At 41.6% G+C, this 26883-nt stretch carries 26 protein-coding genes and 3 pseudogenes; 9 read left to right on the top strand and 20 right to left on the bottom strand.

The genetic code is table 11. The annotated features are described in order from the left end of the window. The first annotated feature begins 103 nt into the window (after positions 1-103). Positions 104-1378: a nickel pincer cofactor biosynthesis protein LarC gene (gene larC / locus F8S12_RS39745; protein ID WP_196521785.1), complete on the top strand. Its 1275-nt coding sequence runs from the start codon at positions 104-106 to the stop codon at positions 1376-1378. A gap of 70 nt (positions 1379-1448) precedes the next feature. Here larC and F8S12_RS39750 read toward each other — a convergent pair whose 3' ends face one another. The 3 genes from F8S12_RS39750 to F8S12_RS39760 all read right to left on the bottom strand — a co-directional run bounded on the left by F8S12_RS39750 (position 1449) and on the right by F8S12_RS39760 (position 4730). Further along, positions 1449-1982: an REP-associated tyrosine transposase gene (locus tag F8S12_RS39750; RefSeq protein WP_196521777.1), complete on the bottom strand. Its 534-nt coding sequence runs from the start codon at positions 1980-1982 to the stop codon at positions 1449-1451. Between the two features lie 72 nt (positions 1983-2054). Continuing rightward, positions 2055-3731, bottom strand: coding sequence for an NAD(P)H-hydrate dehydratase (locus F8S12_RS39755; RefSeq protein ID WP_230968595.1), 1677 nt, complete (start codon positions 3729-3731; stop codon positions 2055-2057). 24 nt (positions 3732-3755) lie between these two features. Beyond that, the gene (locus F8S12_RS39760) at positions 3756-4730 is read right to left on the bottom strand and encodes a hypothetical protein (RefSeq protein ID WP_196521778.1); all 975 of its coding nucleotides are present in this window, start codon (positions 4728-4730) and stop codon (positions 3756-3758) included. Between the two features lie 268 nt (positions 4731-4998). Here F8S12_RS39760 and mnmA point away from each other — a divergent pair, with 268 nt between their 5' ends. From mnmA to F8S12_RS39775, 3 genes are all read left to right on the top strand, one after another. After that, the gene (mnmA, locus tag F8S12_RS39765) at positions 4999-6054 is read left to right on the top strand and encodes a tRNA 2-thiouridine(34) synthase MnmA (protein ID WP_196521779.1); all 1056 of its coding nucleotides are present in this window, start codon (positions 4999-5001) and stop codon (positions 6052-6054) included. A gap of 85 nt (positions 6055-6139) precedes the next feature. After that, positions 6140-6439 (top strand): hypothetical protein, encoded by a 300-nt coding sequence (locus tag F8S12_RS39770; RefSeq protein WP_196521780.1) that lies wholly within the window; start codon positions 6140-6142, stop codon positions 6437-6439. Positions 6440-6473: 34 nt separating this feature from the next. Next, the gene (locus F8S12_RS39775) at positions 6474-6875 is read left to right on the top strand and encodes a hypothetical protein (RefSeq protein WP_331001497.1); all 402 of its coding nucleotides are present in this window, start codon (positions 6474-6476) and stop codon (positions 6873-6875) included. A gap of 916 nt (positions 6876-7791) precedes the next feature. Here F8S12_RS39775 and F8S12_RS39780 read toward each other — a convergent pair. Further along, the gene (locus F8S12_RS39780; protein WP_196521781.1) at positions 7792-8115 is read right to left on the bottom strand and encodes a hypothetical protein; all 324 of its coding nucleotides are present in this window, start codon (positions 8113-8115) and stop codon (positions 7792-7794) included. Between F8S12_RS39780 and F8S12_RS39785 the strand changes: the two are divergent. After that, a pseudogene (locus F8S12_RS39785) lies at positions 8111-8317 on the top strand (tRNA methyl transferase PRC-barrel domain-containing protein); the annotation flags it as partial. The gene F8S12_RS39780 and the pseudogene F8S12_RS39785 sit on opposite strands and share 5 nt — an antisense overlap. A 2-nt stretch (positions 8318-8319) precedes the next feature. On the opposite strand, the gene F8S12_RS39790 reads toward F8S12_RS39785, so the two are convergent. From F8S12_RS39790 to F8S12_RS39800, 3 genes are all read right to left on the bottom strand, one after another. Continuing rightward, on the bottom strand, positions 8320-8655 hold the full coding sequence (locus tag F8S12_RS39790; RefSeq protein WP_196521782.1) for a type II toxin-antitoxin system RelE/ParE family toxin: 336 nt from the start codon (positions 8653-8655) through the stop codon (positions 8320-8322). Then, positions 8655-8915: a type II toxin-antitoxin system ParD family antitoxin gene (locus tag F8S12_RS39795; RefSeq protein ID WP_196521783.1), complete on the bottom strand. Its 261-nt coding sequence runs from the start codon at positions 8913-8915 to the stop codon at positions 8655-8657. Before F8S12_RS39795 ends, F8S12_RS39790 begins: the two co-directional genes overlap by 1 nt. Positions 8916-9039: 124 nt before the next feature. After that, positions 9040-9693, bottom strand: coding sequence for a Uma2 family endonuclease (locus F8S12_RS39800; protein ID WP_196521784.1), 654 nt, complete (start codon positions 9691-9693; stop codon positions 9040-9042). A gap of 674 nt (positions 9694-10367) precedes the next feature. Here F8S12_RS39800 and F8S12_RS39805 point away from each other — a divergent pair. Next, the gene (locus F8S12_RS39805) at positions 10368-11639 is read left to right on the top strand and encodes a sensor histidine kinase (protein WP_196521579.1); all 1272 of its coding nucleotides are present in this window, start codon (positions 10368-10370) and stop codon (positions 11637-11639) included. Positions 11640-11883: 244 nt separating this feature from the next. Here the strand turns inward: F8S12_RS39805 and F8S12_RS39810 are convergent, their stop codons facing one another. From F8S12_RS39810 to thrB, 8 genes are all read right to left on the bottom strand, one after another. After that, complete coding sequence (locus F8S12_RS39810; RefSeq protein WP_196521578.1) at positions 11884-12264, bottom strand: hypothetical protein; 381 nt, start codon at positions 12262-12264, stop codon at positions 11884-11886. Positions 12265-12329: 65 nt separating this feature from the next. Next, positions 12330-12896: an antibiotic biosynthesis monooxygenase gene (locus F8S12_RS39815; protein ID WP_196521577.1), complete on the bottom strand. Its 567-nt coding sequence runs from the start codon at positions 12894-12896 to the stop codon at positions 12330-12332. Between the two features lie 145 nt (positions 12897-13041). Further along, on the bottom strand, positions 13042-13986 hold the full coding sequence (locus F8S12_RS39820; protein ID WP_196521576.1) for an SMP-30/gluconolactonase/LRE family protein: 945 nt from the start codon (positions 13984-13986) through the stop codon (positions 13042-13044). Between the two features lie 6 nt (positions 13987-13992). Next, positions 13993-14739 carry an SDR family oxidoreductase gene (locus F8S12_RS39825; protein WP_196521575.1) on the bottom strand — a complete coding sequence of 249 codons (747 nt, stop codon included), beginning with the start codon at positions 14737-14739 and terminating at the stop codon, positions 13993-13995. Between the two features lie 283 nt (positions 14740-15022). Then, positions 15023-18019 carry a tetratricopeptide repeat protein gene (locus F8S12_RS39830; RefSeq protein ID WP_196521574.1) on the bottom strand — a complete coding sequence of 999 codons (2997 nt, stop codon included), beginning with the start codon at positions 18017-18019 and terminating at the stop codon, positions 15023-15025. 44 nt (positions 18020-18063) lie between these two features. Further along, entirely contained in the window at positions 18064-19404 is a 1341-nt protein-coding gene (locus F8S12_RS39835; protein ID WP_196521573.1) for an ATP-binding protein, read from the bottom strand. Between the two features lie 108 nt (positions 19405-19512). After that, the gene (locus F8S12_RS39840; RefSeq protein WP_196521572.1) at positions 19513-20022 is read right to left on the bottom strand and encodes a hypothetical protein; all 510 of its coding nucleotides are present in this window, start codon (positions 20020-20022) and stop codon (positions 19513-19515) included. 103 nt (positions 20023-20125) lie between these two features. Further along, a complete protein-coding gene (thrB, locus tag F8S12_RS39845) occupies positions 20126-21040 on the bottom strand; it encodes a homoserine kinase (RefSeq protein ID WP_196521571.1) in 915 nt (304 codons plus the stop codon). A 199-nt stretch (positions 21041-21239) separates the two neighbouring features. On the opposite strand from thrB, the gene F8S12_RS39850 reads away from it, so the two are divergent. Both F8S12_RS39850 and F8S12_RS39855 read left to right on the top strand, forming a co-directional pair. Further along, positions 21240-21617 (top strand): hypothetical protein, encoded by a 378-nt coding sequence (locus F8S12_RS39850; protein WP_196521570.1) that lies wholly within the window; start codon positions 21240-21242, stop codon positions 21615-21617. Positions 21618-21672: 55 nt separating this feature from the next. Then, positions 21673-21912 carry a hypothetical protein gene (locus tag F8S12_RS39855; RefSeq protein ID WP_196521569.1) on the top strand — a complete coding sequence of 80 codons (240 nt, stop codon included), beginning with the start codon at positions 21673-21675 and terminating at the stop codon, positions 21910-21912. Between the two features lie 95 nt (positions 21913-22007). On the opposite strand, the gene F8S12_RS39860 is transcribed toward F8S12_RS39855, so the two are convergent. Together F8S12_RS39860 and F8S12_RS39865 are read right to left on the bottom strand one after the other, a co-directional pair. Further along, positions 22008-23696: an NAD(P)H-quinone oxidoreductase subunit 4 gene (locus tag F8S12_RS39860; RefSeq protein WP_196521568.1), complete on the bottom strand. Its 1689-nt coding sequence runs from the start codon at positions 23694-23696 to the stop codon at positions 22008-22010. A 127-nt stretch (positions 23697-23823) separates the two neighbouring features. Continuing rightward, on the bottom strand, positions 23824-23997 hold the full coding sequence (locus F8S12_RS39865; protein WP_196521567.1) for a hypothetical protein: 174 nt from the start codon (positions 23995-23997) through the stop codon (positions 23824-23826). Positions 23998-24101: 104 nt separating this feature from the next. Between F8S12_RS39865 and F8S12_RS39870 the strand changes: the two genes are divergently transcribed. Then, the gene (locus F8S12_RS39870; RefSeq protein ID WP_196521566.1) at positions 24102-25082 is read left to right on the top strand and encodes an aldo/keto reductase; all 981 of its coding nucleotides are present in this window, start codon (positions 24102-24104) and stop codon (positions 25080-25082) included. 148 nt (positions 25083-25230) lie between these two features. Here F8S12_RS39870 and F8S12_RS39875 read toward each other — a convergent pair whose 3' ends face one another. The 3 genes and pseudogenes from F8S12_RS39875 to F8S12_RS42605 form a co-directional block, all read right to left on the bottom strand. Further along, on the bottom strand, positions 25231-26484 hold the full coding sequence (locus tag F8S12_RS39875; RefSeq protein WP_196521565.1) for a DUF4394 domain-containing protein: 1254 nt from the start codon (positions 26482-26484) through the stop codon (positions 25231-25233). Then, a pseudogene (locus tag F8S12_RS39880) lies at positions 26438-26614 on the bottom strand (IS701 family transposase); the annotation flags it as partial. The gene F8S12_RS39875 and the pseudogene F8S12_RS39880, both read right to left, overlap by 47 nt. Then, positions 26586-26790: pseudogene (locus F8S12_RS42605) on the bottom strand (transposase); the annotation flags it as partial. The pseudogenes F8S12_RS42605 and F8S12_RS39880, both read right to left, overlap by 29 nt. Between the last annotated feature and the right edge of the window lie 93 nt (positions 26791-26883).

The following is a 26883-nucleotide window of genomic DNA, read 5'->3' on the forward strand; positions in this document are numbered from 1 at the left end:
GAGCAGGGAGCAGGGGAAGAGGAACTATTAATTATTAATCGATGCTCCATGACCAATGACTAATGACTAATGACCAATGACTAATGACCAATGACTAATGACTATGAATAAAATAGCTTATCTTCAATGTCCAACAGGGATTTCTGGTGATATGTGTCTGGGAGCCTTGGTAAGTTTAAGTGTTCCTGTGGAGTATTTGATTGAAAAACTCAATGGGTTGGGAATTGAACAGGAATATCAGTTAAGAGCAGAACTTGTCCAACGTAATGGTCAGCAGGCGACTAAAGTTCATGTGGATTTAGTAGACGACGATCGCCACGATCATGAACATAGTCATCGTCATGCACGCCACTTGCCAGAAATAGAGCGGATGATTCTCAAAGCGGGATTGCCATCACGGGCAGAAGCTTGGAGTTTGGCGGTATTCCGACAGCTAGCAGTAGCAGAAGGGGCGGTGCATGGCATTGCCCCTGAAAAAGTTCATTTTCATGAGGTGGGTGCTGTAGATGCAATTGTAGATATTGTGGGTACTTGCCTGGGATTGGATTGGTTGGGGATTGAGAGCAATGACGAAGGATGGCCTTTACTATACTGCTCGGCGTTCCCGACAGGCGGCGGCACTGTTAAGGCTGCACATGGTCAAATGGCAGTACCAGTACCAGCAGTATTAAAGCTGTGGGAAATGCGGGGTTGTCCAGTTTATAGCAATGGCATTGAACGAGAACTAGTGACACCAACAGGAGCCGCGATCGCTACTACTTTGGTAAGAGACTTTGGTTCACCACCTGCGATCGCTATCAAGCAGATAGGATTTGGAGCCGGAACCATAAGTTTACCTATTCCCAATATTCTACGCCTCTGGCTGGGTGAAAGCACAAGTTTACAGTCCAATTTTAGCGATTCTGGCGATACTAGCTCAAATTTAGAACCGATATCAGTACTAGAAACCCAAATTGATGATTTAAATCCGCAAGCGATCGGCTATGTGTTTGAGGCGTTGTTTGCTGGCGGTGCGGTGGATGTTTTTACCCAAGCGATCGGCATGAAAAAGTCGCGTCCAGGGATTTTGCTGACTGTTATTTGTCATCCAGAAAATTTACTCAGTTGTGAAGCAATTTTATTTCGCGAAACCACGACTTTGGGTATTCGGCGCACAACTCAGCAACGCACCATTTTACAACGGGAAATTCAACAAGTGGAAATTGAATATGGCAAAGTGCGTGTCAAGGTAGCATGGAAGGGACAATCACCAGAAAAAGTTATTGCAAATGTGCAGCCAGAATATGAAGATTGTGCAGACTTAGCCCGAAAACATAATATTCCCTGGCGCGAAATTCAACGCCTAGCTCTACAGCGTTGGTATTTAGTCAATAGCTGATCCAAATTTCCTCATCCTCCTCGTTCCCAGTCTCCGACTGGGAATGCCATCCTAAAGGCTCCGCCTTCCCTCACAAATCAATCAACTCTACCTCTAATAAACCTAGTTCCCCGATGTAATTACGGCAACTAGAATACCGCCAATGTGACGGATCATCTACATAACCACGCCTAACTGGATTATTATGAATATAATCTAACTTTTGACTAAACATTTCTTCATCTAGAATCGCCTGCGGATGGAAACCTTCTTGCCAAAGTTGATATTCTTGTTTTATCTTATGTTTTAATTTGTAAAGCTCAAGCTGGTTAAGCATATAGTTAGAATTATTTGTCTCAAGTAAGTCAATAATAGAGCGAGCCGTGAATGATTTAAAGTTTCCTATTTCTTTAGATAAACTGGCGGCAGAGGCGATTATATGGAGATGATTTTCCATAATTACGTAACCGTACAAGGTTAAACGCTGCTGACGTTGCAGAAAATTCAGGGAATCTAAAATAATTTCTGTAAATTCAACTTTGCCGAATAGTGGTATCCAATTTATAACTGTGCAGGTGAGGAAGTGGGGCTGGGTACTTAGTACGTGGTAGCGGGTGCGTCCCATGATGTTGTTTAAATTAGAGGCGGAGCCTCTAGGATGGCATTCCCAGTCGGAGACTGGGAACGAGGGAATTGACTAAGTTAGAGCTTTTAGCAAATATTGTGTCAATGTAAAGGCATCTACACCTAATTCGGTACGCTCTTGGGCGGCTATTATACCTGCTTGCGAATGCCACCAAGCGGCAGTTGCCACTATATCTTCTACGGGAATCTGTTTAGTTGCTGCTTGCGCTAACAATCCACCCAATAGCCCAGTTAACACGTCGCCGCTACCGCCACGCGCTAAGGCGGGTGTGCTTTCTGGAACAATCCAAACGGCATTTTGGGGGTTTGCGATCGCAGTTCTCGCCCCTTTCAACAACACTACCGCGCCACTTTGCGCCGCCGCTTCCTGTACTGCTTTCACTCTGTCATGTTTGGCATCGGCGACATCAGGAAAGAGTCGCTGGAATTCGCCAGTGTGGGGTGTGAGTACGGTTACTGCTTGGCGTTTTTTTAATGTGGCGATCGCTCCCATTTGTGCCAAGATATTTAAACCATCGGCATCGAGAATCAAAGGGCGTTCGCTTTCTATGACCTGTTGGACAATGGAAGTGGCATCTTGTGTTAAACCGGGGCCACAGGCGATCGCATCAAAGGAACTCAAATCGGTTTTTTCTGGTAGTTGTAGGTGAGCGATCGCTCCGGTTTCTGTCTCTGGACAACCAACAATCAGCGCTTCTGGCAAGTGTGACACCAAAAGAGATTTCAGGGATTCGGGTACGGCAATTGAAAGCATCCCCACACCACTAGCACGCGCACCCAAACCAGTTAAAATTGCCCCGCCAGCATAGCGGCGTGAACCACAAATTAGCAGTAAATGTCCTTCTTTATATTTGTGGGTGACTGGTGGACGGGGTAGAGGTAAAGTAGCAAGTGCCGTTGCTGGTGTAATACGTTTAATTCTGGGTGCATCTTTTATAACAGCTTCCACATCAGCGAAAGGAATATCAAAATCGATTAATTCAGCTTTGCCGATATATTCCAGCGCTTGATCTTGGAAGAAAGCTAGTTTCCATAAACCCAAGCAAAATGTGTGAGTGGCGCGAATGGCAGTTCCTAATACTTCGCCTGTGTCGGTGTGTAAACCTGAAGGTAAATCGATACTATAAATCGGCACAGATAATTCATTTAGCTGATTAATTGCAGAGGCAATGGGATCAGTAAGATTTCTTTCTAAACCAAATCCAAATAACCCATCAATCAACAAATTAGAATCTGGCAGTTGCTCAATTGTTTGATAAATTGGGATGCCCAAACTCTGAGCATATTGTAAGTGCTGCGAAGTTAATTCTTTAAGCTTAGAGAAAGGAGAATAAATCCAAACGTCATACCCACGAAAGTATAATTCACGGGCTACTACTAAAGCATCTGCGCCATTATGACCGGGGCCGACGAGAATCCCAGCACGAGATCCCCCCGCCTGTGGTGACCCCCTTAAAAAAGGGGTGTTTGAAGCAATATTGCCCCCCTTTTTAAGGGGAGCCAGCGCGGTCTTCTCCCAAGGGGAGACGCTAAAAGCGATGGGGTCTCCCCAAGTGGAGCGACTGGCGTGGGTTGGGGGGATCTCTTGAATGCGACGGGCAATTAATCCCGCTACCTTTTCCATCAAAGCAACTACAGGCATTCCTGCTGCAAAGATCCGCTCTTCAATATGGCGCATTTGATCAGCAGTAACTACCACTTGCGAAATTTGTTCTTGCCTATCTTGCATCAGCACTTAGCACTCAACATTTTTTTACTTTCCGTAGTAAACTCTGGCATTACCGTATCCTATGTTTCGCAGATACTTATTCCATTCCTCAGCTAGAAATCGCTCTGAGAAAGGCCCTACTGCTACGTGTGGCCCTCGTGGTTGCTTTCTTTCGAGGACTCCGCCAGAACGTCCTAAGTCTTGGCTATATCGGGCTAAGTTCTGCCTAACTTGGGCTGCGATCGCAGGTAACTGTTCTGGAGTCGTCGGAATGGCGACATAATATCTAGAGGCTTGTCTGGGAGTCCTTCCTACCAAACCTCTATTGCCTCTATCTATTTCCCGCCCGTTAGCGAAGCTGATAATCCGGGCGCTATAGATGCCTCGTGACTGTAGCTCATTGACCCGTTGTTGGGCGTTAGATACTCTGTTAAAAACTCCTGACTGAATTACATTCCGTCCTTGGTACTGGCGAACATAAGCACTAGGTTCAATCCGACGTATTTGTTGTAGCGTCTGAAAATCACTACCGTCAACATAAACTAAATAGCGCTCAAAGTTTTGGTTATATTGACTAACTTGTTCAGGTTGAGAGGGCTGAAAGTTCGGCTCAAATTGATTGTCTTGCAATGGTTGGGAGGGCTGAAAGTTCGGCTCAAATTGATTGTCTTGCAATGGTTGAGAGGGCTGAAAGTTCGGCTCAAATTGATTGTCTTGCAATGGTTCAGAGGGCTGAAAGTTCGGCTCAAATTGATTTTCTTGTAATGGTTGGACTGGTTGTAACTGCGGTGATGGCTGTTGACCAAAGGGAATTGGCAGTGGCGGTAAAATTTCACCTGCTTCTTGAGCTAGTAGCACGTTGCTGTTATGGATTTGTGCTTGTACTGGGGTAGAGTTAGGAATCAGCACTAACCATCCTCCCACTAACAAGGGGAGAAGTTTGATAGTAAGCTTCCACTCCTCAGAACTTTGGCGCAACATTTGAAATAGCATAAATTGACTTGGTATTTCTCTCGACATAGTAGTTTAGAAAGTAATCAAAATATTTTTAGGCAATTTTCGTCAGAAACTAATTAGTTAACCGTTGTAGCAACTATATAGTGTTAGTGTAAAAGTAGCTCATCTGCGTGGCAAAAAATATATTTGTAACTAATCTTAGACGAAGGTGATAGGGGAGTGAACAGCGTTCGCAAGATTTAATTCCTCATTAACTGGAGCGCTTTATTAGCAAGGCTTTTAAGAGTGTGTGCTACAATTGAACAACCACGCAGCTATGTGTCGTGTTTGTATGAAAAAAGTCGTCGTTGGTCTTTCTGGTGGTGTTGACAGTTCCACTGCCGCAGCTATCCTGCACCATCAGGGCTATGAAGTAATTGGTTTGACTCTTTGGCTCATGAAAGGCAAAGGTCAATGTTGCTCTGAAGGGATGATCGACGCGGCTGATATCTGTGAACAACTGGGCGTTCCCCATCAGGTTGTGGATATTCGGGATCTCTTTCAGACGCATATTGTCGATTATCTGGTGACAGGTTACAGCGCTGGAATTACGCCTTTGCCTTGCTCCCAGTGCAATAAAACGGTGAAGTTTGGGCCAATGGTGCAGTACGCTCGTGAAGAATTGGGATGCGATCGCATTGCCACCGGTCACTATGCCAAAATTAGCTATGACGACGCAACTAAACGTTACCAATTATTAAGGGCTGTTGACCGCAACAAAGACCAATCATACTTTCTCTATGATTTGTCTCAAGATTTACTTGCAGCAACTATATTTCCTTTGGGCGAACTGGAAAAAACTGACACGCGCCGCATCGCTACTGAATACGGACTAAAAACTGCTGATAAGCCAGAAAGCCAAGACTTGTGCTTAGTGGAAAGCAACGGTTCCATGCGGGCATTTTTAGATAAATATCTTGCTCCCAAAATCGGGGATATTGTAGATGTCACAGGCAAAGTTTTGGGACAGCATGATGGTGTTCATCATTACACCATTGGACAGCGCAAAGGTTTAGGGATTGCTGCTGCCGAACCGTTGTATGTGATTGAATTAGATGCAGTTAATAATAAAGTGATAGTAGGCGATCGCACTAAGGTAACGCAACCAGAATGCAATGTAGGGCGAGTAAATTGGGTTTCTATTGCCGAACCATCCACCCCAATTCATGCCGAAGTGCAAATTCGCTATCGTTCAACGCCTACACCAGTGACGGTGATTCCGTTGGAAAACTCCCGTGTGCGTTTGGTGTTTGATGAACCCCAAATCAGCATTACTCCCGGACAAGCTGCGGTGTGGTACGACGGTGAAAAAGTTTTAGGTGGCGGAATAATTGAACAGTTTAGTTAAAAATAGCTCTTACCTTGTTTTGACATAAACCAAAATCACCTTTCCTCGCTTGTCAGGAAGGGTATTTTATTTTTAAATGGGATATATGCCGGAAGAACCCATCTTTGACCAGTTTTTAATACAGCTATTAGAAGGCTATACTTCTACAGAGACGGCAGAGATTCAACAATACATAAGTGAGTGGGATGCTGCTACTTATATGAGTGTTGCTCAGAGTATCTTAGACCATGCTAATAGAAAAGGAATCGACCCATTAAGGTATTTACGCAAAGCTCATAACTTTAATAAAAAAGGAGCAATTAGAGTTCCGAAAACTGGATATCGTGGAGATAGTTCAGCTGTATATCGTAAAGGCAATGAATATCTAATTGTTAAACCTGACTAATATGGTACTGAAAAGATAGTTACTTATGGAGTCAATGATGACTAAAGCAATTTTAAATCAGCAAGAATTGATTAAGAGAAATATTAGTCAATTATTAACACAATTGACTAATACTTATCAAAATACACGCGGCGAACGACAAGAAATTTCTATTCAGTTTCCACCAGAAGACGAAGAGTTTTCTCTGTTAGAAGAACTTGAACTTTTAACAGTAAATCTCAGAGGTTATGCAAGTCAAATTCAAAGCACAGGTCAAATTGTCAATCAAGCCCAGACAATTGAGCAATTACAAGCCATGCCAGTTTTAAATATACCTCAGATTGCAAGTTTTTATTTTGATAGTAATGGCAACTATGAACAGATAAAGAGTTATATTAGAACGTTAGATTACTTGCGGTTACTACTATTGGAATATTTGCAGTTTCAGAGTCACTAAAATCATTACTGATTAATCTTAGTTTGACTCTTTATGCTTGGCGATTCTTTCTGGCACAGCTTGGCGTATATTTTCCCAATTGTCAGGATTCATCTCAGTTGCATTCCCAGAATTTAGACCTTCTAATAGTCATCGAATTACCCGAAATCCTTGGAAAACCTCACCCTGTCCTGACGGACATCCCTCTCCTTACTAAGGAGAGGGACAGGTTTTGCGTAGCAGAACCAGGGTGAGGTTTCTTTGAGCTATCGTAAATTGCCTCAAGAGACACTTGTGTGTACACCGTAGTTCTCCCAAAGGAAGAGGCTAGCGCCAAGGAAGAAGCCGCCAAGAGCGTCATCGCGCAGCATCTCGTAGAGAAGAAAAGAAAGAGAAGCTTTCACAAATGATTTAGGACTGCTATATAAGGTGCATCACGCTAAAGCCGATCGCATCTGGAATTTTTGATAATATCTTTTCATCAACAAAAGGATCGGTTTCATCAACAAAATGATCAGTTTCATCAACAAAATGATCGGTTTCATCAACAAAATGATCGGTTTCATCAACAAAATGATCGGTTTCATCAACAAAATGATCGGTTTCATCAACAAAATGATCAGTTTCATCAACAAAACTATAATTCTCGTAATAATCGGTTTTTATGGAATTGCCAAACGCTCAACGGGTAACTCAAAAATTGTCGTACACCTAGTTTAATTTTTAATTGAGGTCAAGCAGCTGTTGACTTTTTACTAGTTGACAGGGTAATATATTTATAATTGAGAAGGTACGCTCAGGTATACTCCCTTATCCAAAGATATTCGTTACTAATTTTCGACTCAGCAGCGTAGTAGTAGAAAAGCAATTAAACTAACAAGAAAACAAAACGCCAACTTTACCCAACGCTGCTGAATAAATTGCATGAATCTCTCTTTTATTCGCTTGTGGGTGTAGAGTTGATTTCGGCTATGCGAGTTTGGGCATATTCTTGCAATGGTGCATAGTTAATGATGGTGGTGAGTTCAGCCGCATGATTTAAAGAATTAATTGCAGCATTTGAGTCTTCCATGCTTAACTGTGCATCGGTGACAAACAGCAGATTACGACTTTGGCTGTAGATATCGCCAATTTGGATGTAGAGGTTTTGTGCTTGCTGGAGATATTCTAGTGCTTGCTGGGGGTTTTCTTGCAACTTACCGAATTCTTGCAAGATGTTAGCTTCCCCCAAGCGATCGCCGATGTCGCGGTAAAATGACAAATATTTGGCTCCCAAAATCGGGGATATTGTAGATGTCACAGGCAAAGTTTTGGGACAGCATGACGGTGTTCATCATTACACCATTGGACAGCGCAAAGGCTTGGGGATTGCTGCTGCCGAACCGTTGTATGTGATTGAATTAGATGCAGTTAATAATAAAGTCATAGTAGGCGATCGCACCAAGGTAACGCAACCAGAATGTTATTATTCCAAGTCATTCTCTCCTAAATCTTCATCCAAGATTGCTTCGATATCTCGTCCGCCATAAATGACTCTAAGAATCTCTACACCGGAATCCGAAGGAAGATAAAAAACAAGATACTTTTTAAATCCGTTGATTGCTTGCTGTCGAACACCAGCTAAATTAGGATGAGAGAATTGACAAGATTTTCCCATTCCTGGCATTTTACCCAGTTGTTTGAAAGTTGTTTCTGCTGCTGCAAGAAACCTATCTGAAGCTTCCAAGTTATCTTCTGCAATATAAGTAGCTAATTCTATCAAGTCGCGGATGACTTGGGGTCGTTTGTTTACGTCGCTCATTAACCTTGGTTATGCTTGGCGATTCTTTCCCGCACAGCTTGACGGATGTCTTCCCAATCGTCAGCAGTTATCTCACTTGCATTCCCAGAATTTAGACTTTCTAAAAGCATCGCTTCCAAACGTTCATCCGCTTGACGCTTTTGATCTTGGCGCACTAACTCACGAAAATATTCACTAACGCTGCTGTAACCACCAGTTGCCACTTTCTCTTCTATATAAATCCGCATCGCGTCAGGGAGAGATATGTTTATACTTTTCACTGGCACTACTTCCCTAGCTTTTCCTTCATAATATTAGTTTATGGCAATTTATGCCATTTATTGCCATACTAGGCTCAATTAGCAAAAGTGATACCTGCGGCGAGCTATATCTACGTACTCTCTGTCAAAAACTACTTCTATCTAATGCCCCTTGAAACTCCTCCAAAGCCTGCACAATTCCGACTTGCCAAGCTCGTTCTACTGTAGCGGGAATAATTTGAATAAGAGGGATATTTGGAAAGTTAGGACTATTATCTGATTCGATATAATGTCCATTGCTAAGTAAATAAATCTTCAGCTTTTTACTATTATAAATCCATAGTTCTGGAACAGCGATCGCTTCATAAGCATCGAGAGTTGTCTGAGAAGTGACATCTATCTCAATTGCTAAATCAGGAGGAGGATCATCCGCTTCTAGTTTACGACGACTAATCATTATTTTGTAGTTCTGGATGTAAAAACAAGCATCCGGTTCTACCCCTGCTGTGTTTTCCCTTTTGAAGGTAGTTGAACCAAAGGGTTCATACTTTTTTCCTACGAGCTTCAGTAAGATTTTTACAATATCTGAAATTAAGTCCTTTGACTTTTCATGTTCGGGTAAAGGAACCATGATTTCTAACGTAGACTTGCTGTAAGCAACTCGTAGCGATCGCTTTTCTCCGAGTTCCTGTAATATAGACTCAAATTCTTCCCAGCTTACATCTTGAATAGACACTGTACTACCAGGTGCTAGCCGCATTTGGCTAACAGGTTTAAAAACAGGTGATGCAGCAGTCATAAGCAATTCAAAATAAGGGAACTCTTCACCGACTAAAGCGGAGATTAACTTTAGCCTAACTTAAACTGGACTTACGCAGGGACTACGATTTTACGTCATTGGCTCCCCAACTTACGCAGTTTAAGATTTTTGGCGCTAACTAAACTGTATTGATAAGTAGTCAGACAGAATTAATTACACAATGACTGTAAACATTTTTGTCCGATTACTTATATAACGTGCATCATGCTAAAACCGATCGCACCTGGAATTTTCGATAATACCGTTTCATTAACAAAAGGATCGGTTTCATCAACAAAAGGATCAGTTTCATCAACAAAAGGATCAGTTTCATCAACAAAAGGATCAGTTTCATCAACAAAAAGATCGGTTTCATCAACAAAAAGATCGGTTTCATCAACAAAAGGATCAGTTTCATCAACAAAACTATAAGTAGTCAGACAGAATTAATTACACAATGTCATTGCGAATACAGCGTACTCATGCGGAGAAGCAAGCTACGCGCTTGCGTCTCGTAGAGAAGCAATTCGCTTGCGGTTGGGATTGCAACTCTTGGAGACGCTCCGCAAACGCTCGCAATGACTGTAAATATTTTTGTACATCTAATTTATCTCAGTTCATCCCCATGCCCCATGCCCAATGCCCCATGCCCAATGCCCCATGCCCAATAACAAATGTTTGATCGTAGCCGTCGTAATCTTGCTCACTGGTTTGCCCTGTCAATGGGTGGAATTTTGTTCGCTTTTGCAGGGGTAGGCTATTGTTTGAGTGTAGAAGAACAGTTGCGAGTTTTTGATGATGAACTCTTTTCACAAAGTAAAGTTTTTGCTGCCAAGACTCAATACTCGCTTTATCAAAGTCAATGGAGAAATCAGCGCAGCAAAACTCCCATAGAAAACGGAGCATCTTTGAATGGCGACCTAATATATGCGCGATGGTACAACTCTGATAAACAACTTTTGCAATATATCGGTTCATTGGGTAACAATCAGTTGACAGCAGAACCAGGATTTCAAACGCTACAACTACCACTAGGTGCTGAATATTTGATAAGAACCTGGGTTCGCCAAGTCACAATTCCTATTTTTGAAGATAAGCGGCTCATTGGCTACTTCCAAGCAGCAGTGGCAATGAACTCTCTACGCGTTAACCTGAACCAAGCCCGCTTGTTTTTAACTTTTGGGGTTCCTGTGACCTTTGGTGTCATAGGCATTACAGGTTGGTTTTTAGGCGGATTGGCAATGCGACCAAGCCTTCGTGCTTATCAGCAATTGCAGCAATTTACAGCCGATGCTTCTCATGAACTACGTACACCTGTTGCTACGATATTGAGCAATGCCCAAGTTGCCCTGATACCCCCCGAAGACTTGTTGGAGCAAAAATTGCGGTTGCAAAATATCGCCCAAACAGCTAAGTCCATGAGTACGCTGATCAATGATCTGCTTTTTTTGTCACGTCATAATGGTTCCCTTGCGGAAACCGGATTAAAACCCGTTGATTTGTGTGAGATATTGCGATCGCTGGCACAGGATTTCGCAGCCCTTGCTCCTGCCCAAAGTCTCAATTTCAATGCTCACCTTCCAGAGCGTCCCATCATGTTAAAAGCCGATGCTAATTTGCTCAAACAAGCTGTGATTAATCTTCTAACTAATGCCTTCAAGTACACACCAGCAGACGGTAAGGTAGAATTACATCTTTTTACCCAGTCTCACTACGCAGTAATTCAAGTCAAAGACAACGGGATTGGCATTCCGTCCACTGATTTGCCACATATATTTGAGCGTTTTTATCGTGTAGATACTGTCCGATCTCGGCAAACAGGCGGCTTTGGACTCGGACTTGCGATCGCTCAACAAATTGTGCAACGATACGGAGGGCAAATTACTGTAAATAGTATGCTGAGTCAAGGCTCCACATTTCAAATTAGCCTTCCCCTGAAACTTTGACAATGTTTTTCGCTTTCGACTATAGGGTTCCTATTTGATTTGTGAACAAAATTAAGTACTATTGATAATACTTTTACAGTTGCATATCAAGGTTTTCTCCCTATTAAAGTAAGATTCATCCCACATTTACATTTCGTAAATATGCCAAACTCCAGTAATTTTCATAATTTTATAATTCTCTATTTCGGAAAATTAAGATATTTTATTAGTACTGTCCTATTTTTGAACAACTGCTGATAATTCATTATTCAAAAACTGCGGCTCTTTCAATAATAAACCATTCATGGTACAAGATTGCTAAGAAAAATTCTTCATTCTTAAGGCGATCGCATACGGCTATAAATCCCGAAAAGAAAGGATCATCTTCATAGGTAGTATCCGATAGGAAAAGCGTTACAGAATTCTTATCCCCACTCCAGATACAACGAATTATGGTGATATTAGGGTGATGTGATTTATCTACAGGTAATAATGTTGGGCATCCTTCCACTAATAAAAATTCTGGCTGTTCATATCTTAAAACCGATTCCCAATTTTCTGGTCCTTCATGTTTCTCAATAATCCTATCCCACCTAACTAACTTGATTTTTTCTAGAGTTTCTGTCGATAATTCTGAGATTTTCATAGCTGTTTACTACAGTTAATAAATTGGCTCTTTATTACTTCTTATGCTAGTCCGCAGGTAAAATGCTAAACTTTTCGTGATTTAGGATATAGCCAAAACCTAAACAAACGGCTAACTCTAGGCATGACAACATAGGTCAACAGCAAAACCATAGTAATTGTAATAAGCAACGAAATAATCAAGGGCGGGAAACCACGAATTAGGGGTGTTATAAATGTATTCAACAAATTAATCAACACAAATACAGCTCCCCAAGTTAGCAATGCTGTTTTATAGCGTGGTGGAGTTTTTAATGGTTGACCGGGAAGAGAAAACCAAGCTTCTAATCCACTGATTTGTTGAACATCAGCGTCAGATTCAACTAAAGGTTTAGCTTGAGTTAGCCAGTATTCGCGATCGCGCGATGTCATCCACACTTTCAAATTTTCATAACCGTCAAACCGGAAAATAATCACATATTCATTTCGCACCCCAAGTTGAGGACGAATCACATTTGTTCCCATGTGACCAGTATAGGTTCTGGCAACACTGGTAATATCTTTTAACCAAGCCTCATAAGCGGTTTCGCATCCTGGTTTGACAAGTTGTGTAATAACTACGGTTACAAATTGATCGTCCTGTTCTATCTCCATTAGTTATGTCACCATCAAGTTAGTAAATGTTACTTTTTGTAACGTAGCATGATTAAGTCAATCAATTTTGGATTTTGGATTTTAGATTTTGGATTAAAAATCTAAAATCGTTCGGCTGAGGCTCACCACGAACTCTAAAATTTAGTCATTCTCTAGCCAAGGGATATCCAGCTTTCCCAACTTCAAGTCGGACAACGTTAGCAGGAACGACACCTGTAGGAGGAGGTAAAAACATTCCACCGTTGGTAACGACATATATCGCGGTGCAATCGTCCTCGCTTTGACCAAAAGCCACGGCTGTGCTACCTATTACACCTGACTCGGCTTGAGCAATGATGGTTGTACTGCGATCGCTTGCAATTCGCACTACACTGTTGTAGATGTGCGTTGCTCCGTAAAGACTGCCTTCCACATCAAAGGCAAAGTCATCAATATTAGTCTGCTCAACAAAGATTTCCGGCTCACCGGGTTCATTTCCAATACCAACGGGAATCCGCAACAACAACATTTTTTCTGTATTTGAAACGTAGAGGAAATCACCAAAACGCTTCAAGCCATTTGCAGCCGGAATGACGTTCTCGGAATTACTACGAGCAAGCATTGAATGTTCTAGCCAAATAGATCCACGACGTTGAGCGATATCAATCAGCCAAATTGCACCCCGATAGGAATCTGCTGTTAAATACTGAGTGCCAGAAAGTGGAGTAATGCCGTTGAGAAAGATCGCCTCTGGCAGTGTCAGCAAGGTTTCTACTGTACCATCTGAGGCAATTAAAGAAACCACAGGTATAGAATCAGCATTCCAGCCTGTTGCGATTAAACCCCCGTTGGCAGTGAAAGCAAGACCACTCACTTTGCCTTCAACACTGGCATGAATCTGCTGATTGCCATCTAGGGTAATGCGAACAATCTCGCCAACTTCGTGATTAGTTACAAAGATTGTGCCATCTGGAGCGTAGGCGTAGCCCGCCGCAGGTATCGCTAGATTTTCCAAAAAAGTATTGACTGGGAACGAGGTAATAACTTTGGCAAGTGCTAATTCAATCGGCTTATCTGCGTAAATAGACGGTAAACCTGCGGGATTTCCCATATTAACCTACCACTGTAATTGAATGGGGCCACCAAACTTTCGCATCTCTGCAAAAAACTGTCCTTGCGCTCCTCCATCGGCAAGTGTTGCCAAATAGACTGCGGTTTGCGCTCCTTCTTCTGCTGTGAACGGGGCATTATCTCCCCCCATATCTGTCTTCATCCAACCAGGAGAATAGGCATTTACAAGAATATTAGTATCTTGGAGTTCCTTCGCCAGAATCACCGTTAGTCCATTTACTCCCAGCTTCGAGAGTCGATAGGAGGGTGCTAAAGGGTAGTAGTCAGTGGGAACTGACACCAGAGATGCCATTTCTGTTGAGATATTGACAATGCGACCGTAGTTTTGCACCTTCATCAACGGAATTAATGCTTGAGAAATTCTAAGTACCGCTAGAACATTAGTTTCAAAGGTGGATCGCATCGTTTCCAATTGAACAGTCAGTAAGCTGGATTCCTCCGGCTTCGTTGTGGGATTTACGCCTGCATTATTGACCAGAATATCTACTTTGCCGTAAGTTTCACGCAGCCACTCAGTAAACTGCTGCACACTTCCATCATTGGTGACATCCAGCGTGTGATAGTCAACATCAAATCCTTCATTGGTAAGCTGCTGTTTAGCAGCAAGACCATCGGTTTCATTCCGACTCGTCAGAATTACGCTGTTGCCAATTTGGGATAATTGACGGGAAATTGCATATCCTAGACCTCGATTACTGCCTGTTACCACAGCAATCCTTTTTTGATTTGTCATTTTGATGACCTTCAAACTGCTTTTAATTTTACTTTACTGAGGTACTATAAATTAATCAAATTGATTGCAACAATATATTCAATCAATGGCATTGATTTGTCCTGCATTTACCTGAACTCACTTACAATGACAATGTATATTTAGTTTCGTATGACTACTTAAACCGCGACTTTCGCATCGAACATAATTCTGCTGGATCATTAGTGATTATTTCAACAGTAAGCCAATTTATTTTGGTGCATTTCTATAGTATGAGTAAATTAATTTTTCAGGTTTTATTAGATTATTCAATCAAAAACTTAAATTTTTTGGTTTCGCGAATAGTATTAAAATCAGGATCAGTTTTTGCCATATTTCTACTTTCTTCAAAATTTAACCTAAGTGCGATTTTGAAATTCTTTATCGCTCGTCTACTATTACCTATCAGTGCATAAGATCGAGCTTTATTATACCAAGCAATATGATTGTCAGGTTTAATTTTTAAACCTTTATTTAAGCTAGTAATAGCTTCTTTATAACGTCTTAGTTTTATAAGAGCAAAGCTTTTATTAAAGCAAGTTACATAGTCATTAGGTTTCAATTCAAGAGCCTTATTACAACTAATAAGCGCCTCTTTATAGCGACCTAAGTAATATAAGGTATAACCTTGATTTGCCCAACTTAGCTCAAAATCAGACTTCAATTCAAGCGCTTTATTGAAGTTGCTAAGGGCTTCTTCATAAAGTTTAAAGTCTTCTCTAGAAAAATATTGATTATAAAAGTTGTGTAAGCTCAAACCAATTTCTAAGGCTTTTCCAAAAATAGCTACTTTTCCGTCATTAGAATATTTTTTAAGCAATAGATAGCCTCTATTATTCCATGCTAGGTAGTTATCGGGTTTAATTTTCAGTACTTTATCAAAACACACTATAGCTTCTTTATAAGATCCTAAGTTGTAAAGAACATATCCTCGGTCATGCCAAGCTTCATCGTAATCAGGTTTAAATTTCAATGCTTGGTCATGGGAGGTAAGCGCTTCTTCATACTGTTCTAAATTTCCTAGTACCTTACCTCGACTGTTCCAAACTTCATGATTATCAGGTTGAATTTTCAGCGCTTGGTCGAAGGATGCGATCGCTTCTTCATAGCGTTCTAAATTCCCTAGCGCATTGCCTCGATTATTCCAAACTTCATGATTATCAGGTTGGATTTTCAGCGCTTGGTCGAAAGATGCGATCGCTTCTTCGTACTGTTCTAAATTCAACAGTCCATTGCCCCGATTGTTCCAAGCTTTGTAATTATCAGGTTGAATTTTTAGCACTTGGTCATAAGATGCGATCGCTTCTTCGTACTGTTCTAAATTCAACAGTCCATTGCCCCGATTGTTCCAAGCTTCGTATTTATCAGGTTGAATTTTCAGCGCTTGGTCATAAGATGCGATCGCTTCTTCATAGCGTTCTAAATTCAACAGTGCAATACCCCGATTATTCAAAGCTTCATGATTATTAGGTTGGATTTTCAGCGCTTGCTCGAAAGATGCGATCGCTTCTTTATACTGTTCTGAATTTAACAGTGCAATACCCCGATTATTCAAAGCTTCATGATTATCAGGTTGAATTTTCAGTGCTTGGTAATAAGAGGCAATTGCTTCTTCATACTGTCCTAGATTCAACAGTGCATTGCCCCGATTGTTCCAAGTTTCGTAATTATCAGGTTGAATTTTCAGTGCTTGATCATAGGAGGTAATCGCTTCTTCATACCGTCCTAAATTAAACAGCGCACTCCCCCGATTGTTCCAAGCTTTGTAATTATCAGATTGAATTTTCAGTGCTTGGTCATAAGATGCAATCCCTTGTTCATATTGTTCTAAATTCAACAGTGCAATGCCCCGATTGTTCCAAGCTTCGTAATTATCAGGTTGAATTTTCAGCGCTTGTTCATAGGAGGCGACCGCTTCTTCATACCGTCCCAAATTCAACAGTGCATTGCCTCGATTGTTCCAAGCTTTGTAATTATCAGGTTGAATTTTCAGCGCTTGGTCATAAGATGCGATCGCTTCTTCGTACTGTTCTAAATTCAACAGTCCATTGCCCCGATTGTTCCAAGCTTCGTATTTATCAGGTTGAGTTTTCAGCGCTTGGTCATAAGATGCGATCGCTTCTTCATATTGTCCTAAATTAAATATTGCAATGCCCCGATTGTTCCAAGCTTCGTATTCATCAGGTTGAATTTTTAGTGCTTGGTCATAGGAGTCAATCGCTTCTTCATACCGTCCTAAATTCAATAACACAGTGCCCCGATTATTCCAAAGTTCGTAATTATCAGGTTGAATTTTCAGCGCTTGGTCATAGGAGGCAATCGCTTCTTCATATCGTCCTAAAATTAATAACGCAGTGCCCCGATTGTTCCAAGATTCGTCAAAATCAGGTTGAATTTTCAGTGCTTGGTCATAAGAGGCAATCGCTTCTTCATATCGTCCTAAAATTAATGACGCAGTGCCCCGATTATGCCAAACTTCGCAAAAATGGGTTTTATTTTTTATCGCTTCATTATAAGCGTCAATTGCTCCTTTATAATCTTGCTCAATTAGATGTAAATTCCCTAGTTCGAACAATAATGCACTTTTTAAAGTAACTGTTTGATGGTCTTCTGCAATTAGTTCTTGAATGGTTATTATTTTTTTATTCCTTTCTTCTGCGGTTAAAGTAGTATATTTTTTATAGTCTCCTACTGGGAATATCCGTGATGATTCTTGCTTTAGAATTTCTGGATCTATGGGAAATTCAAACATTCCAGAACGCCAATCAAAAAAGTCAGGAGCGCGTTGGATAAAATACTTAATAGCAAATTGAGGTAGCAAGAACACGAAACAAATATTAAAGCTATCTCTAAAACTTTCCCTCTGTTGGTTGAGATTAATTAAAACCGGTGGCACACCCTTCCAACTATATGAATAAATATCCTTACTATTCCAACCAGTCAACATTTTACATTCTTCATATTCATAAAATGAAGAATGTAATCCTGTAATAAATAAAATTTTTATGCTTTCTTTATTATCTAATTTATCAATTATTTCGTATAAATTATTAGCATATTTATTTAAGCGTAAAACTTCTATACTTTTATCTTTAATATCTTCCTTTACTTTGGTAATTATCCGCTCACCTTCTGCTGGAGAACAACGGACAAATAATAAGCCAAAACCTTCTATAAAGTTAAAAGTACGGACTAAGGCTTGGTATTCTTCGTCTCCTTTTACTGCGAAATCATTATCCCAATTCGTCAGTTTTAATACCATAATCGTAGTCAGATAATACTAACTATTAGCGGGTGATGATACAGTTACTTATCTTCGGATGGGTACAAGAGATTGTAAATGTCTTGAAATTCTTTAATTCCTTTAATGAGAGGATGAATATCATACCAGACTTTGCTATTTCCCTGATTATCCAAATCACGATATTCTAAAATACAACGATTAAATAATAATCCCCGATACAGTGGTTCATTTTCTATCTGTTTAAAATGATATACTTTAGCCAGTGCCTCCCATTCATTAGCAAATACGGTATTTCTATAAGTATTTCGCAACTCGCTAATTGACCGTTGTAAGGCTCTATTACTAATTATTTTGGCGCTAGTGTATTTAATTGCCTCCTTCATTAATAATAACAAATTCCGCACATGACCACCACTCATGAGGCATAGTTGCTCTAACGCCTCCCTATCCTCAAACATATCCACAATAGATAAACTAGCATCTATAGAACTCAGCCGTTTTTGCAAGACTTCCATAACTTTATTTATTCCATCTTGATAGCTTTGATTTTCAGGAGTTTGCACCATAATCATTGGCAATACTTGAGGATTTCCATAGATATTTGCTATATCTACTGCTCGATTAGAATAAAGTAAAGAAATAGGTACTGTGTAAACTAGATGGCAATCTAAAGCTTGGAGTTGTTCGCTGCGGTCTAGAAAAATCTGCTCATGATTGCTACGTCCATCTTCTTGAGCAATAGGGACAATCCGATCTAAGTTGTCAACAATTAACACTAGTTGAGAATATCCTGAAGGTAAGTTATTTTTTGCATCTTTAATAAAATCATTTAACGCTTCAATTAAAGTTATTGTATGGGGGTTGACTCGTTCACGAATTTTTTGGCGTTGGCTAGGTTCAGCTCGTAAACTCGCTGTGATTTTGGCAAATTGGGAGATTTTTGCTTCTATGGTTAATTTATCTAGTGATACTTCAGTCAGTGCCAAATCTTTTAAATCTTGCCAGCGGTTGTTTAACCAGTTCAACAAACTGGCAGGAGAAGCATTATCTTTTAACGCTTCTAATAAATGTCGTGTACAAGCTAAGAGAATATCTGTATATTGGGCATCTTCTGGCTGAATATCTGCTTCATCGGCAGCAAAATAAACCACAAAGCAGCCTTCCTCATCTAAATATTTTTGCAACCGCAGCAATTCTGTTGACTTTCCTGCACCGCGATGACCTGCATAAAGTTGACAAGTCATTCTGTCTGAATACAAAATCTCTTTACCTATTTCTACTAGGATGTCGCCATCTCCCCGCACAGCCTGACAATCTACATATTTGGGATCGCCAGCAGGTAAGGGTCGAAAAGGGTCAAAAACATTATATATCCGCTTTAAAAGTGCAAAATCTTGCGTCATAGGTTAAAGTCTCTCGATATGGACGATTTTAGCAACTGTCTTGTGATGTCAAATGATTCTTGAAAAAGTCAATGTTAATAAAGTATTTCTCGTTTATAAATGCTGGCATTAAACAATCCGGTTGACAATTGTCCACACTTCCCCATCTGAGCGGACATAGGGAACGGAGATTGTCTTGAACCCAGTAATGAAGGGCTTGTAATAAATCTGCCAATACATTGGACTCAGTTGATTGGCACAAGCCTTAAGAAAACGGACTTCTGTCGCCAGTTCCCCAGCTAGCTGATTTATGCGTTCAGCATGAACTTGTGCTACTTCTTTTGCTTCCTCTAGCTGCTGCTGTTGGATAAGTTGTTTTAATTCAACTTGCCCCCGCACTAACTTACCTTGTTTTTGTTTTATTTGGACTTCCAGGGCTGCGATCGCATTATCTATGCCCTGGAGTTCAACTGATAATTGGGCATTTTCTCTGGCTTGGCGGCGGTACGCTTCAACCATTGCCTGGGGTGAATCGTTCTCGCCAGACATGACATTATTAACAGTGAGTGCAGCGCGTTCTTCTCGGAGAATCTGAATTTGAGAGTTAAGCGCCGCTATTTCAGCCTGAATTTGCTCCATAAATCGAGTTTTAAATGCTGAGTAAAATAGTCATCTGATTTTTTAAAGAAGAATACAGAATTTAATTCTGAATTCTGACTCCTGACTCCTGAATTCTGATTTTTTAAAAGCTTTTTGCGCCTTGGGTATCGAGAGAAAGCGATCGCACCTCGGCTGTAATTCCTTCTTCTTGCCAAGCAGCTAACATCGCCGCCTCCACAGCTTTTGAGTGTGACTCATCCGCTAAAGCTAACAGTGTCGGCCCCGCACCACTAATCACCATGCCATAAGCACCAGCACTAACAGCTGCTATATTGACAGCATCGTAACCAGGAATCAAAGCTTTGCGATAGGGTTGATGCAACTTATCTTGCAAAGCTGTCTTTAACCATTGTCCGTTACCAGTTTCCAAGCCGCGCAACAATAACCCCAGATGTGCTGTATTGAAAATCGCATCCGCACGACTCACTTCATTTGGGAGAACGCCCCGCGCCTCTGAAGTGGAAAGTTCAAAATCAGGAATAGCCACAACTAGTACAACATCTTTATGCCAGGGAACATCACAAATTTCCCAAGCTGCGCCACTGGTGGCAGCAAGACGACATCCCCCCAACAAAGCTGGAACTACATTATCAGGATGTCCTTCCATTGCGATCGCTAACTCCATCACCTGCGACTGACTCATAGTAGCACCCTCAAGTTGATTAGCAGCAATCAATCCACCGACAATTGCTGTCGCCGAACTACCCAAACCCCGTGCCTGTGGGACACCTGACTTAATCTCTATTTTCACAGTCGGCGGCGTCTGCTCTATATGTTGATAGAACTTGACAAATGCTTGGTAGAGGAGATTGCTCTCATTGGTTTGAACTCGTTCAGCTTCAGTACCAGTGACATGAATAATTAATCCACCCTCTTCCACACGAGTGAACTTGAACTCGTTGTACAACTTTAAAGCTGCACCGATGCAATCAAAACCAGGCCCCAAATTCGCAGTTGTGGCGGGAACGGTAACAGTGATAGCAGAAACAACAGACATTGGTAAAACTCACTAATCATCAACCAGCATCTCATGTAAAGGGTTGATTTGTTTACTAGTGATGCTAATTATCTGTTGTAGTAGTTTGCATACCCATCTGAGTGTTTACATTTTATTAATCTATTTTTTACCTAATGATCTAAAAATAATGTTATTGTTGGATTATATATTGACTATTTATATTAACTAATTTTAATAAATGGAATATTTAAAGCGCTTTCTTGAGTATGCTCCTGAAGCGTATGATGCTATTCGTGATGTTGACGATGTAGCAGTGATTGCACGTAACACTGGATGGGCAGAGTTTCGCATTCAACGGATCAAAAAACATTTATTTTATGATGAACACAAATTGGATTACAATCTCGGATTTAACCGCTTTAGTTCTGATCCAGATATAGCAGATGCCTGGATTAGGTTACAGCGAGGTAATTTTAACCCTGAAGATTTGAGACTACTGGAACATGAATACTTTGAGTCGAGGTTTGAAGGCATTTTCCATACCAACTACCGTACAGATCATGACGCTACTGAACGGTCTGGTCGTTTGTGGAGTCCCCCAGTAACATCAGCATAACTCAAATGAGTTAAAACTAAAGTACCGCAACTTTTACAGACCACATGAATCTGTTATGGCTTTTTACGTATTGATTCTAAAAGAAAAGGAGGATGAGACCGGCGTTACTTACCGCTTTGGTTCACATGAAGATCGTCTCGGCTCTTTATGGATAGATAAATTGAGTGGAGAAATTAAGGAACTTCAAGAAACACCAGAGCAAAACTCGCAGGCATTTTTTCAACGAGCAGCAGTAAAGGTTTGGCAAAATTGGAAAAAAGGAGCTTTTCCAGAAAAAACATCTTGGGCATCCTGAGAATAACAGAGTATTGATAGTCTATCAATGCTCTGTTATTCCTCAGAAAGATACCTAGCGATCGCTCTTTTCGACAAGTATATTGGTCAAAAAGCTTACTTCAAAGTTCCCAAAACGGGCGTTACTTCAACCTCTGAAATTTGCGGAACCAATAATCCATTAGCATAAATCTGGGGATTTGTTTGCGAGACTATGGCATAAGACTGGCGAAGATTGGCATTCACTGCGACAGTTTTCACGTCGTACATCTGCATAGCCATCTTGGGATAAAAACCAATACCAATAATCATCAGCAGAAAACAGGCAGCGATAAACACCTCACGCGGTCTAGCATCGTCATAAACTGCATCTTCTGGCACAAAGCAGTCTGTACCAAAACAAACTGTTCCGTCATCTTCTTGATTTTCCAAGCCTGCATTATTAATGTCGCAGATGAGCGCTGCACCGTCACCATAAAATACCTCTCGCAGCATGGAAAGTAGATAGATAGGTGTGAGGATGACTCCAACTGCGCCGAGAAAAACTGTTACGGTGCAGAAAGTCGAACTGTAAACGTCGCTGCTTGTCAGACCAACGAATACCGAGAGTTCGCCAGCAAAGCCGCTCATACCGGGAAGTGCCAGGGATGCCATTGCTGCGATTGTGAACAGAGCAAAGACTTTGGGCATGGCTTGACCAATACCGCCCATATCTTTCATTACCATTGTGTGGGTGCGATCGTAAGTAACGCCTGCTAAGAAAAACAGCACTGATGCGATCAAACCATGCGAAATCATCTGCAACATCGCGCCGTTGATTCCCAAATCCGTGAAGGACGCAATCCCAAGTAGTACAAACCCCATGTGGGAAATCGACGAATAAGCCAAACGCCGCTTCATATTGGTCTGAGCAAAGGAGTTCAATGCACCATAGATAATGTTGACAACACCCAAAATGGCTAGAATCGGCGCAAAGTAAATGTGTGCATCGGGAAGTAGCTCAAGATTCAGGCGAATCAGTCCGTATCCGCCCATCTTCAGCAACACACCAGCCAAAATCATCGACACTGGAGAAGATGCTTCGCCGTGGGCATCAGGCAACCAAGTATGCATAGGGAAAACAGCAAGTTTGACACCAAAGGCAATCAGCAACCCTGCATAAAGTAGCAGTTGTAGACCAAGGGGATATTCCTTCATGCCCAGTGCGGTGATATCAAATGTCATATTACCGCCGCCGTATAACCCCATTGCCAGGGCTGCTACCAAAATAAATATAGAAGCCGCAGCAGTATATATCAAGAATTTTGTAGCCGCATAGCGACGCCTTTGCCCACCCCAAATACACACTAGTAGGTAGACGGGAATCAGTTCTACTTCCCACATAATGAAAAATAGTAGCAAGTCTTTGGCAACGAATACTCCTACTTGTGCGGAATACAGCACCAGCATCAAGAAATAGAAGAGGCGGGGTCGGTGATCAACTTGCCAGGCTGAAAAAATCGAGAGTGTAGTGACAAATCCTGCTAGAAGCACAAGTGGCACTGAAAGTCCATCGACCGATACTGCCCAGTTCAGACCTAACTGAGGCATCCAGGCATAAGTTTCTACGAGTTGAAAACTAGCACTGCTGGCATCGTAATGCTTCCAAAAGGCGTAGCACATCAAGGCAAAGTCTGCCATACCTACACCCAGTGCATACCACCGGACGCGCTTGCCATCTTTATCAGGTAGTACAGGGATGAGCAAGGAAGCAACGAGTGGCAGCAAGACAATCGCGGTAAGCCAAGGAAATTGATCCGCTATCATGTATATGAGAAAAAATACTTATTTGTGAACGATGCTATTGTACTAAACTTTGTAACAATTTATTCCCACATCTTTGTTCCAAGTAGGCATAGATGGATCTCTATACTGCTTTGATCTAGTTGAATCACTATTGTTGAATATATCTGCTCTCGTACTGCTGTAGTTCAGTCTCCGTGCTGTTTGTGTACTCTAGCTGACTAAATAAGTGGCTGATGGTGGAAAGACTCAGTTTCATCCGTTGAGCGATCGCTTCATTACTAATCCTACAGCCAGCAGTTTTAACACCTGTCCCTTGCTTCATATATCAGAAAATACTTCTAAGAAGAGATGACTTGATGAGCGGGAAAGGGATAATGCTAAAAGACCTGATTTTCTCTTCTTAATTACTGACTAGGAGATTATTTAATGAGAACCAGAAAGCTAGGCAGACAAGGGTTGGAAGTTTCACAGATCGGACTTGGTTGCATGGGAATGTCTGAGTTCTATAGTGGTCGTGATGAACAGGAGGCGATTGCCACAATTCATCGAGCATTGGAACTTGGAGTTAATTTTCTCGATACTGCTGATATGTATGGCCCCTTTACTAATGAGCAACTAATAGGCAGAGCAATCAAAGAGAAGCGAGATCAGGTAGTATTAGCAACCAAATTTGGCAATGTCCGCGCTGAAGATGGCGGCTGGAAAGGGATTAGTGGCAAACCAGAATATGTCCAGACAGCTTGTGAAGCCTCGCTAAAACGTCTGGGAGTTGAAGTGATTGACCTCTATTATCAACATCGGGTAGATTCAACCGTACCCATTGAAGATACTGTTGGGGCGATGGCAGAGTTAGTGCAGCAAGGAAAAGTGCGTTACTTGGGACTTTCGGAGGCTGCTCCTGCTACGATTCGACGGGCACAGACAGTTCACCCCATTAGCGCACTGCAAACAGAATACTCTCTGTGGAGTCGAGAGCCAGAAGATGAAATTTTATCTACTGTGCGGGAATTAGGAATTGGGTTTGTTCCCTATAGTCCATTAGGAAGGGGGTTTTTATCAGGTGCAATCACCAGCCCTGATGACCTTGCACCAGATGACTATCGAAGAAATTCTCCCCGCTTTCAAGGTGAGAATTTTTATAAAAACCTGCAATTAGTCGAGCAAGTGAAAGCGATCGCCACCGAAAAAGGAGTAACTTCTAGTCAGCTTGCACTAGCATGGCTTTTGGCTCAAGGAGAAGATATTGTCCCAATTCCTGGTACAAAACGCCGTACTTATTTAGAGGAGAATATTGGGGCTACTGCAATTACCTTAACTTCAGAAGAGTTGAATCGACTTGAGGCAACTGCACCGAAAAATGTCGCAGCAGGCGATCGCTACCCTGACATGAGTACTGTTAATCGTTGATTCATCTCCGTTCTGGAGTATTTTTAAAGATTCCGCACAGTGGAGAGCGCGGCGTTTTCTTTAACTACGACATCTCCCAATATCAATAATTCGTAATTCGTAATTAAGAGGGTACAAGCCCCAACTGATTGCAACTACGAATTACGAATTATTTTGACGCATTTTCATGGGCGCGATGGCGTAGGCGATCGCACATCTGAAAGAATGACAGGCTTTTATATGGCGAAGGTATTTTTGATGAAACGGTATTAACCCTAATCGGCTTAGATAGTGACACGCACAATGACATCGTTGAAGTCTTTAAAATACTTGATAGTCCACCGCCAAAGCCATTAGGATTGTTACTGAGTGTAGAAAAGATGGTACGGGAACGAGCGATCGCAGCTTCCAAATAGCCTGTTGCATTAGGAGCAATGCCATTGATCGCACCTAAATCGTCATCAACCGTGAAAGCAACAATCTCGTTGACAACGGTATTCTTTCGGCTGGATAACGAGAACTGCACAAGCTTTTGAAAGTTGCTAGCAATAGAGACGATGGCGTTACCGTTAGCAGCAAAGTTAGTTGCGATCGTGCCACCATTATTAACGCTAACTGTGCCATTATAACTAACGCTAATCGTGCCACCATTATCATTTTTGGTAATCTCAAAGATAGCAGTGTCCTGTGCTGCTAAAACAGCCCCATTTGTAGGATTTTTTAAGGACAGTGTAAACGTCTCATTGTCTTCACCCAGGCTGTCATCAGTAATATTTAAGGTGGAAGTAGTCTGACCATCAGCAAAAGTCACAGTTACAGGTGTGCCATTGTCAAAACCAGCCACATCTACAGTGAAAGCACCACTAGAACCACCTGTACGAACTAAATCGAGCGCGATCGCTGTGCCATTTTGATCAACGGTATAGGTAGCGTTACCAAACGCCACTGTGCCAGTAGGAGATTCCGCGACTGTCAAACTAGCTAAACTTGTACCTGAACCAATAGGGCCGAGCAGAGTAGCAACCCCCGTACTTAGTTCAATGGTATATAGATTAGTCAAACCTCCAACGCTCAATGCTGCTATCCCCCGTCCTGAAGCTGCTGCATTTGATGCAGGAACTCGTACATTTGACGGAATATCGAAACCGCTAGCTTCAGTAAAATTTAGTGGAGCGCCGTTAAGGGTAACTAACAATTGAACTGTTTGGGTGCCATTGTTAGGCGGGTTCTGAATAAACAGGCTGTTGCTAGTTGGGTCTAGCGTGTATTGAGTTGTAAAAGTGGTTCCAGTGAGTCCATTGAAGCTATTGGTATAGGCAGTGGCAGAAATTCCTGTGGAATCGGCAGGAAGTCCATTAACGGGACTTAAACAAAAATTAAGCCCAAATAAAGCCCAAACTAGCTTTGTAAGCAGCAAATACATCACGGTTGAGGGTCAACCAATCGAAAAATCGATAAGACATAGCCGTTCTAAAGGCTTCTAAGGCTTCAGTAAAGGTGTTCAAAGGTTTGCTTGCCCACCTACGTCTCAAGCCTCCTGTCAATGATCTCCAAGCGCCGTTCGTTTACCTGGGAAGTAGACCAAGCAAGGTGCTTGGGTTAAAAAGTGGTGTAATCGGTGGTAAGTCACCCCTATAGCATTCTCTGCGAGCTGAAATAAGTTTTTTCTCTCACTTTCTCCCAATAATCCTCCTACATAGTGTCTAAACTCTCTTTTTTGAGCTGAATATAAAACAACTGGATGGAAGCTTTCTGCTACTCGCAAAGCCATAACTTTTTCAGACAAGAAAGGTATAGGAACCTTGAAGTTAAAAGGGACTTA

The organism is Nostoc sp. WHI (assembly GCF_015714725.1).
In the GTDB taxonomy this organism is placed as follows: domain Bacteria; phylum Cyanobacteriota; class Cyanobacteriia; order Cyanobacteriales; family Nostocaceae; genus Nostoc.

Coding starts and splice junctions, on each gene's coding strand:
- larC (WP_196521785.1), top strand. CDS start 104: ATGAATAAAATAGCTTATCTTCAATGTCCAACAGGGATTTCTGGTGAT.
- F8S12_RS39750 (WP_196521777.1), bottom strand. CDS start 1,982: ATGGGACGCACCCGCTACCACGTACTAAGTACCCAGCCCCACTTCCTC.
- F8S12_RS39755 (WP_230968595.1), bottom strand. CDS start 3,731: ATGCAAGATAGGCAAGAACAAATTTCGCAAGTGGTAGTTACTGCTGAT.
- F8S12_RS39760 (WP_196521778.1), bottom strand. CDS start 4,730: ATGTCGAGAGAAATACCAAGTCAATTTATGCTATTTCAAATGTTGCGC.
- mnmA (WP_196521779.1), top strand. CDS start 4,999: ATGAAAAAAGTCGTCGTTGGTCTTTCTGGTGGTGTTGACAGTTCCACT.
- F8S12_RS39770 (WP_196521780.1), top strand. CDS start 6,140: ATGCCGGAAGAACCCATCTTTGACCAGTTTTTAATACAGCTATTAGAA.
- F8S12_RS39775 (WP_331001497.1), top strand. CDS start 6,474: ATGATGACTAAAGCAATTTTAAATCAGCAAGAATTGATTAAGAGAAAT.
- F8S12_RS39790 (WP_196521782.1), bottom strand. CDS start 8,655: ATGAGCGACGTAAACAAACGACCCCAAGTCATCCGCGACTTGATAGAA.
- F8S12_RS39800 (WP_196521784.1), bottom strand. CDS start 9,693: ATGACTGCTGCATCACCTGTTTTTAAACCTGTTAGCCAAATGCGGCTA.
- F8S12_RS39805 (WP_196521579.1), top strand. CDS start 10,368: ATGTTTGATCGTAGCCGTCGTAATCTTGCTCACTGGTTTGCCCTGTCA.
- F8S12_RS39810 (WP_196521578.1), bottom strand. CDS start 12,264: ATGAAAATCTCAGAATTATCGACAGAAACTCTAGAAAAAATCAAGTTA.
- F8S12_RS39815 (WP_196521577.1), bottom strand. CDS start 12,896: ATGGAGATAGAACAGGACGATCAATTTGTAACCGTAGTTATTACACAA.
- F8S12_RS39820 (WP_196521576.1), bottom strand. CDS start 13,986: ATGGGAAATCCCGCAGGTTTACCGTCTATTTACGCAGATAAGCCGATT.
- F8S12_RS39825 (WP_196521575.1), bottom strand. CDS start 14,739: ATGACAAATCAAAAAAGGATTGCTGTGGTAACAGGCAGTAATCGAGGT.
- F8S12_RS39830 (WP_196521574.1), bottom strand. CDS start 18,019: ATGGTATTAAAACTGACGAATTGGGATAATGATTTCGCAGTAAAAGGA.
- F8S12_RS39835 (WP_196521573.1), bottom strand. CDS start 19,404: ATGACGCAAGATTTTGCACTTTTAAAGCGGATATATAATGTTTTTGAC.
- F8S12_RS39840 (WP_196521572.1), bottom strand. CDS start 20,022: ATGGAGCAAATTCAGGCTGAAATAGCGGCGCTTAACTCTCAAATTCAG.
- thrB (WP_196521571.1), bottom strand. CDS start 21,040: ATGTCTGTTGTTTCTGCTATCACTGTTACCGTTCCCGCCACAACTGCG.
- F8S12_RS39850 (WP_196521570.1), top strand. CDS start 21,240: ATGGAATATTTAAAGCGCTTTCTTGAGTATGCTCCTGAAGCGTATGAT.
- F8S12_RS39855 (WP_196521569.1), top strand. CDS start 21,673: ATGGCTTTTTACGTATTGATTCTAAAAGAAAAGGAGGATGAGACCGGC.
- F8S12_RS39860 (WP_196521568.1), bottom strand. CDS start 23,696: ATGATAGCGGATCAATTTCCTTGGCTTACCGCGATTGTCTTGCTGCCA.
- F8S12_RS39865 (WP_196521567.1), bottom strand. CDS start 23,997: ATGAAGCAAGGGACAGGTGTTAAAACTGCTGGCTGTAGGATTAGTAAT.
- F8S12_RS39870 (WP_196521566.1), top strand. CDS start 24,102: ATGAGAACCAGAAAGCTAGGCAGACAAGGGTTGGAAGTTTCACAGATC.
- F8S12_RS39875 (WP_196521565.1), bottom strand. CDS start 26,484: ATGTATTTGCTGCTTACAAAGCTAGTTTGGGCTTTATTTGGGCTTAAT.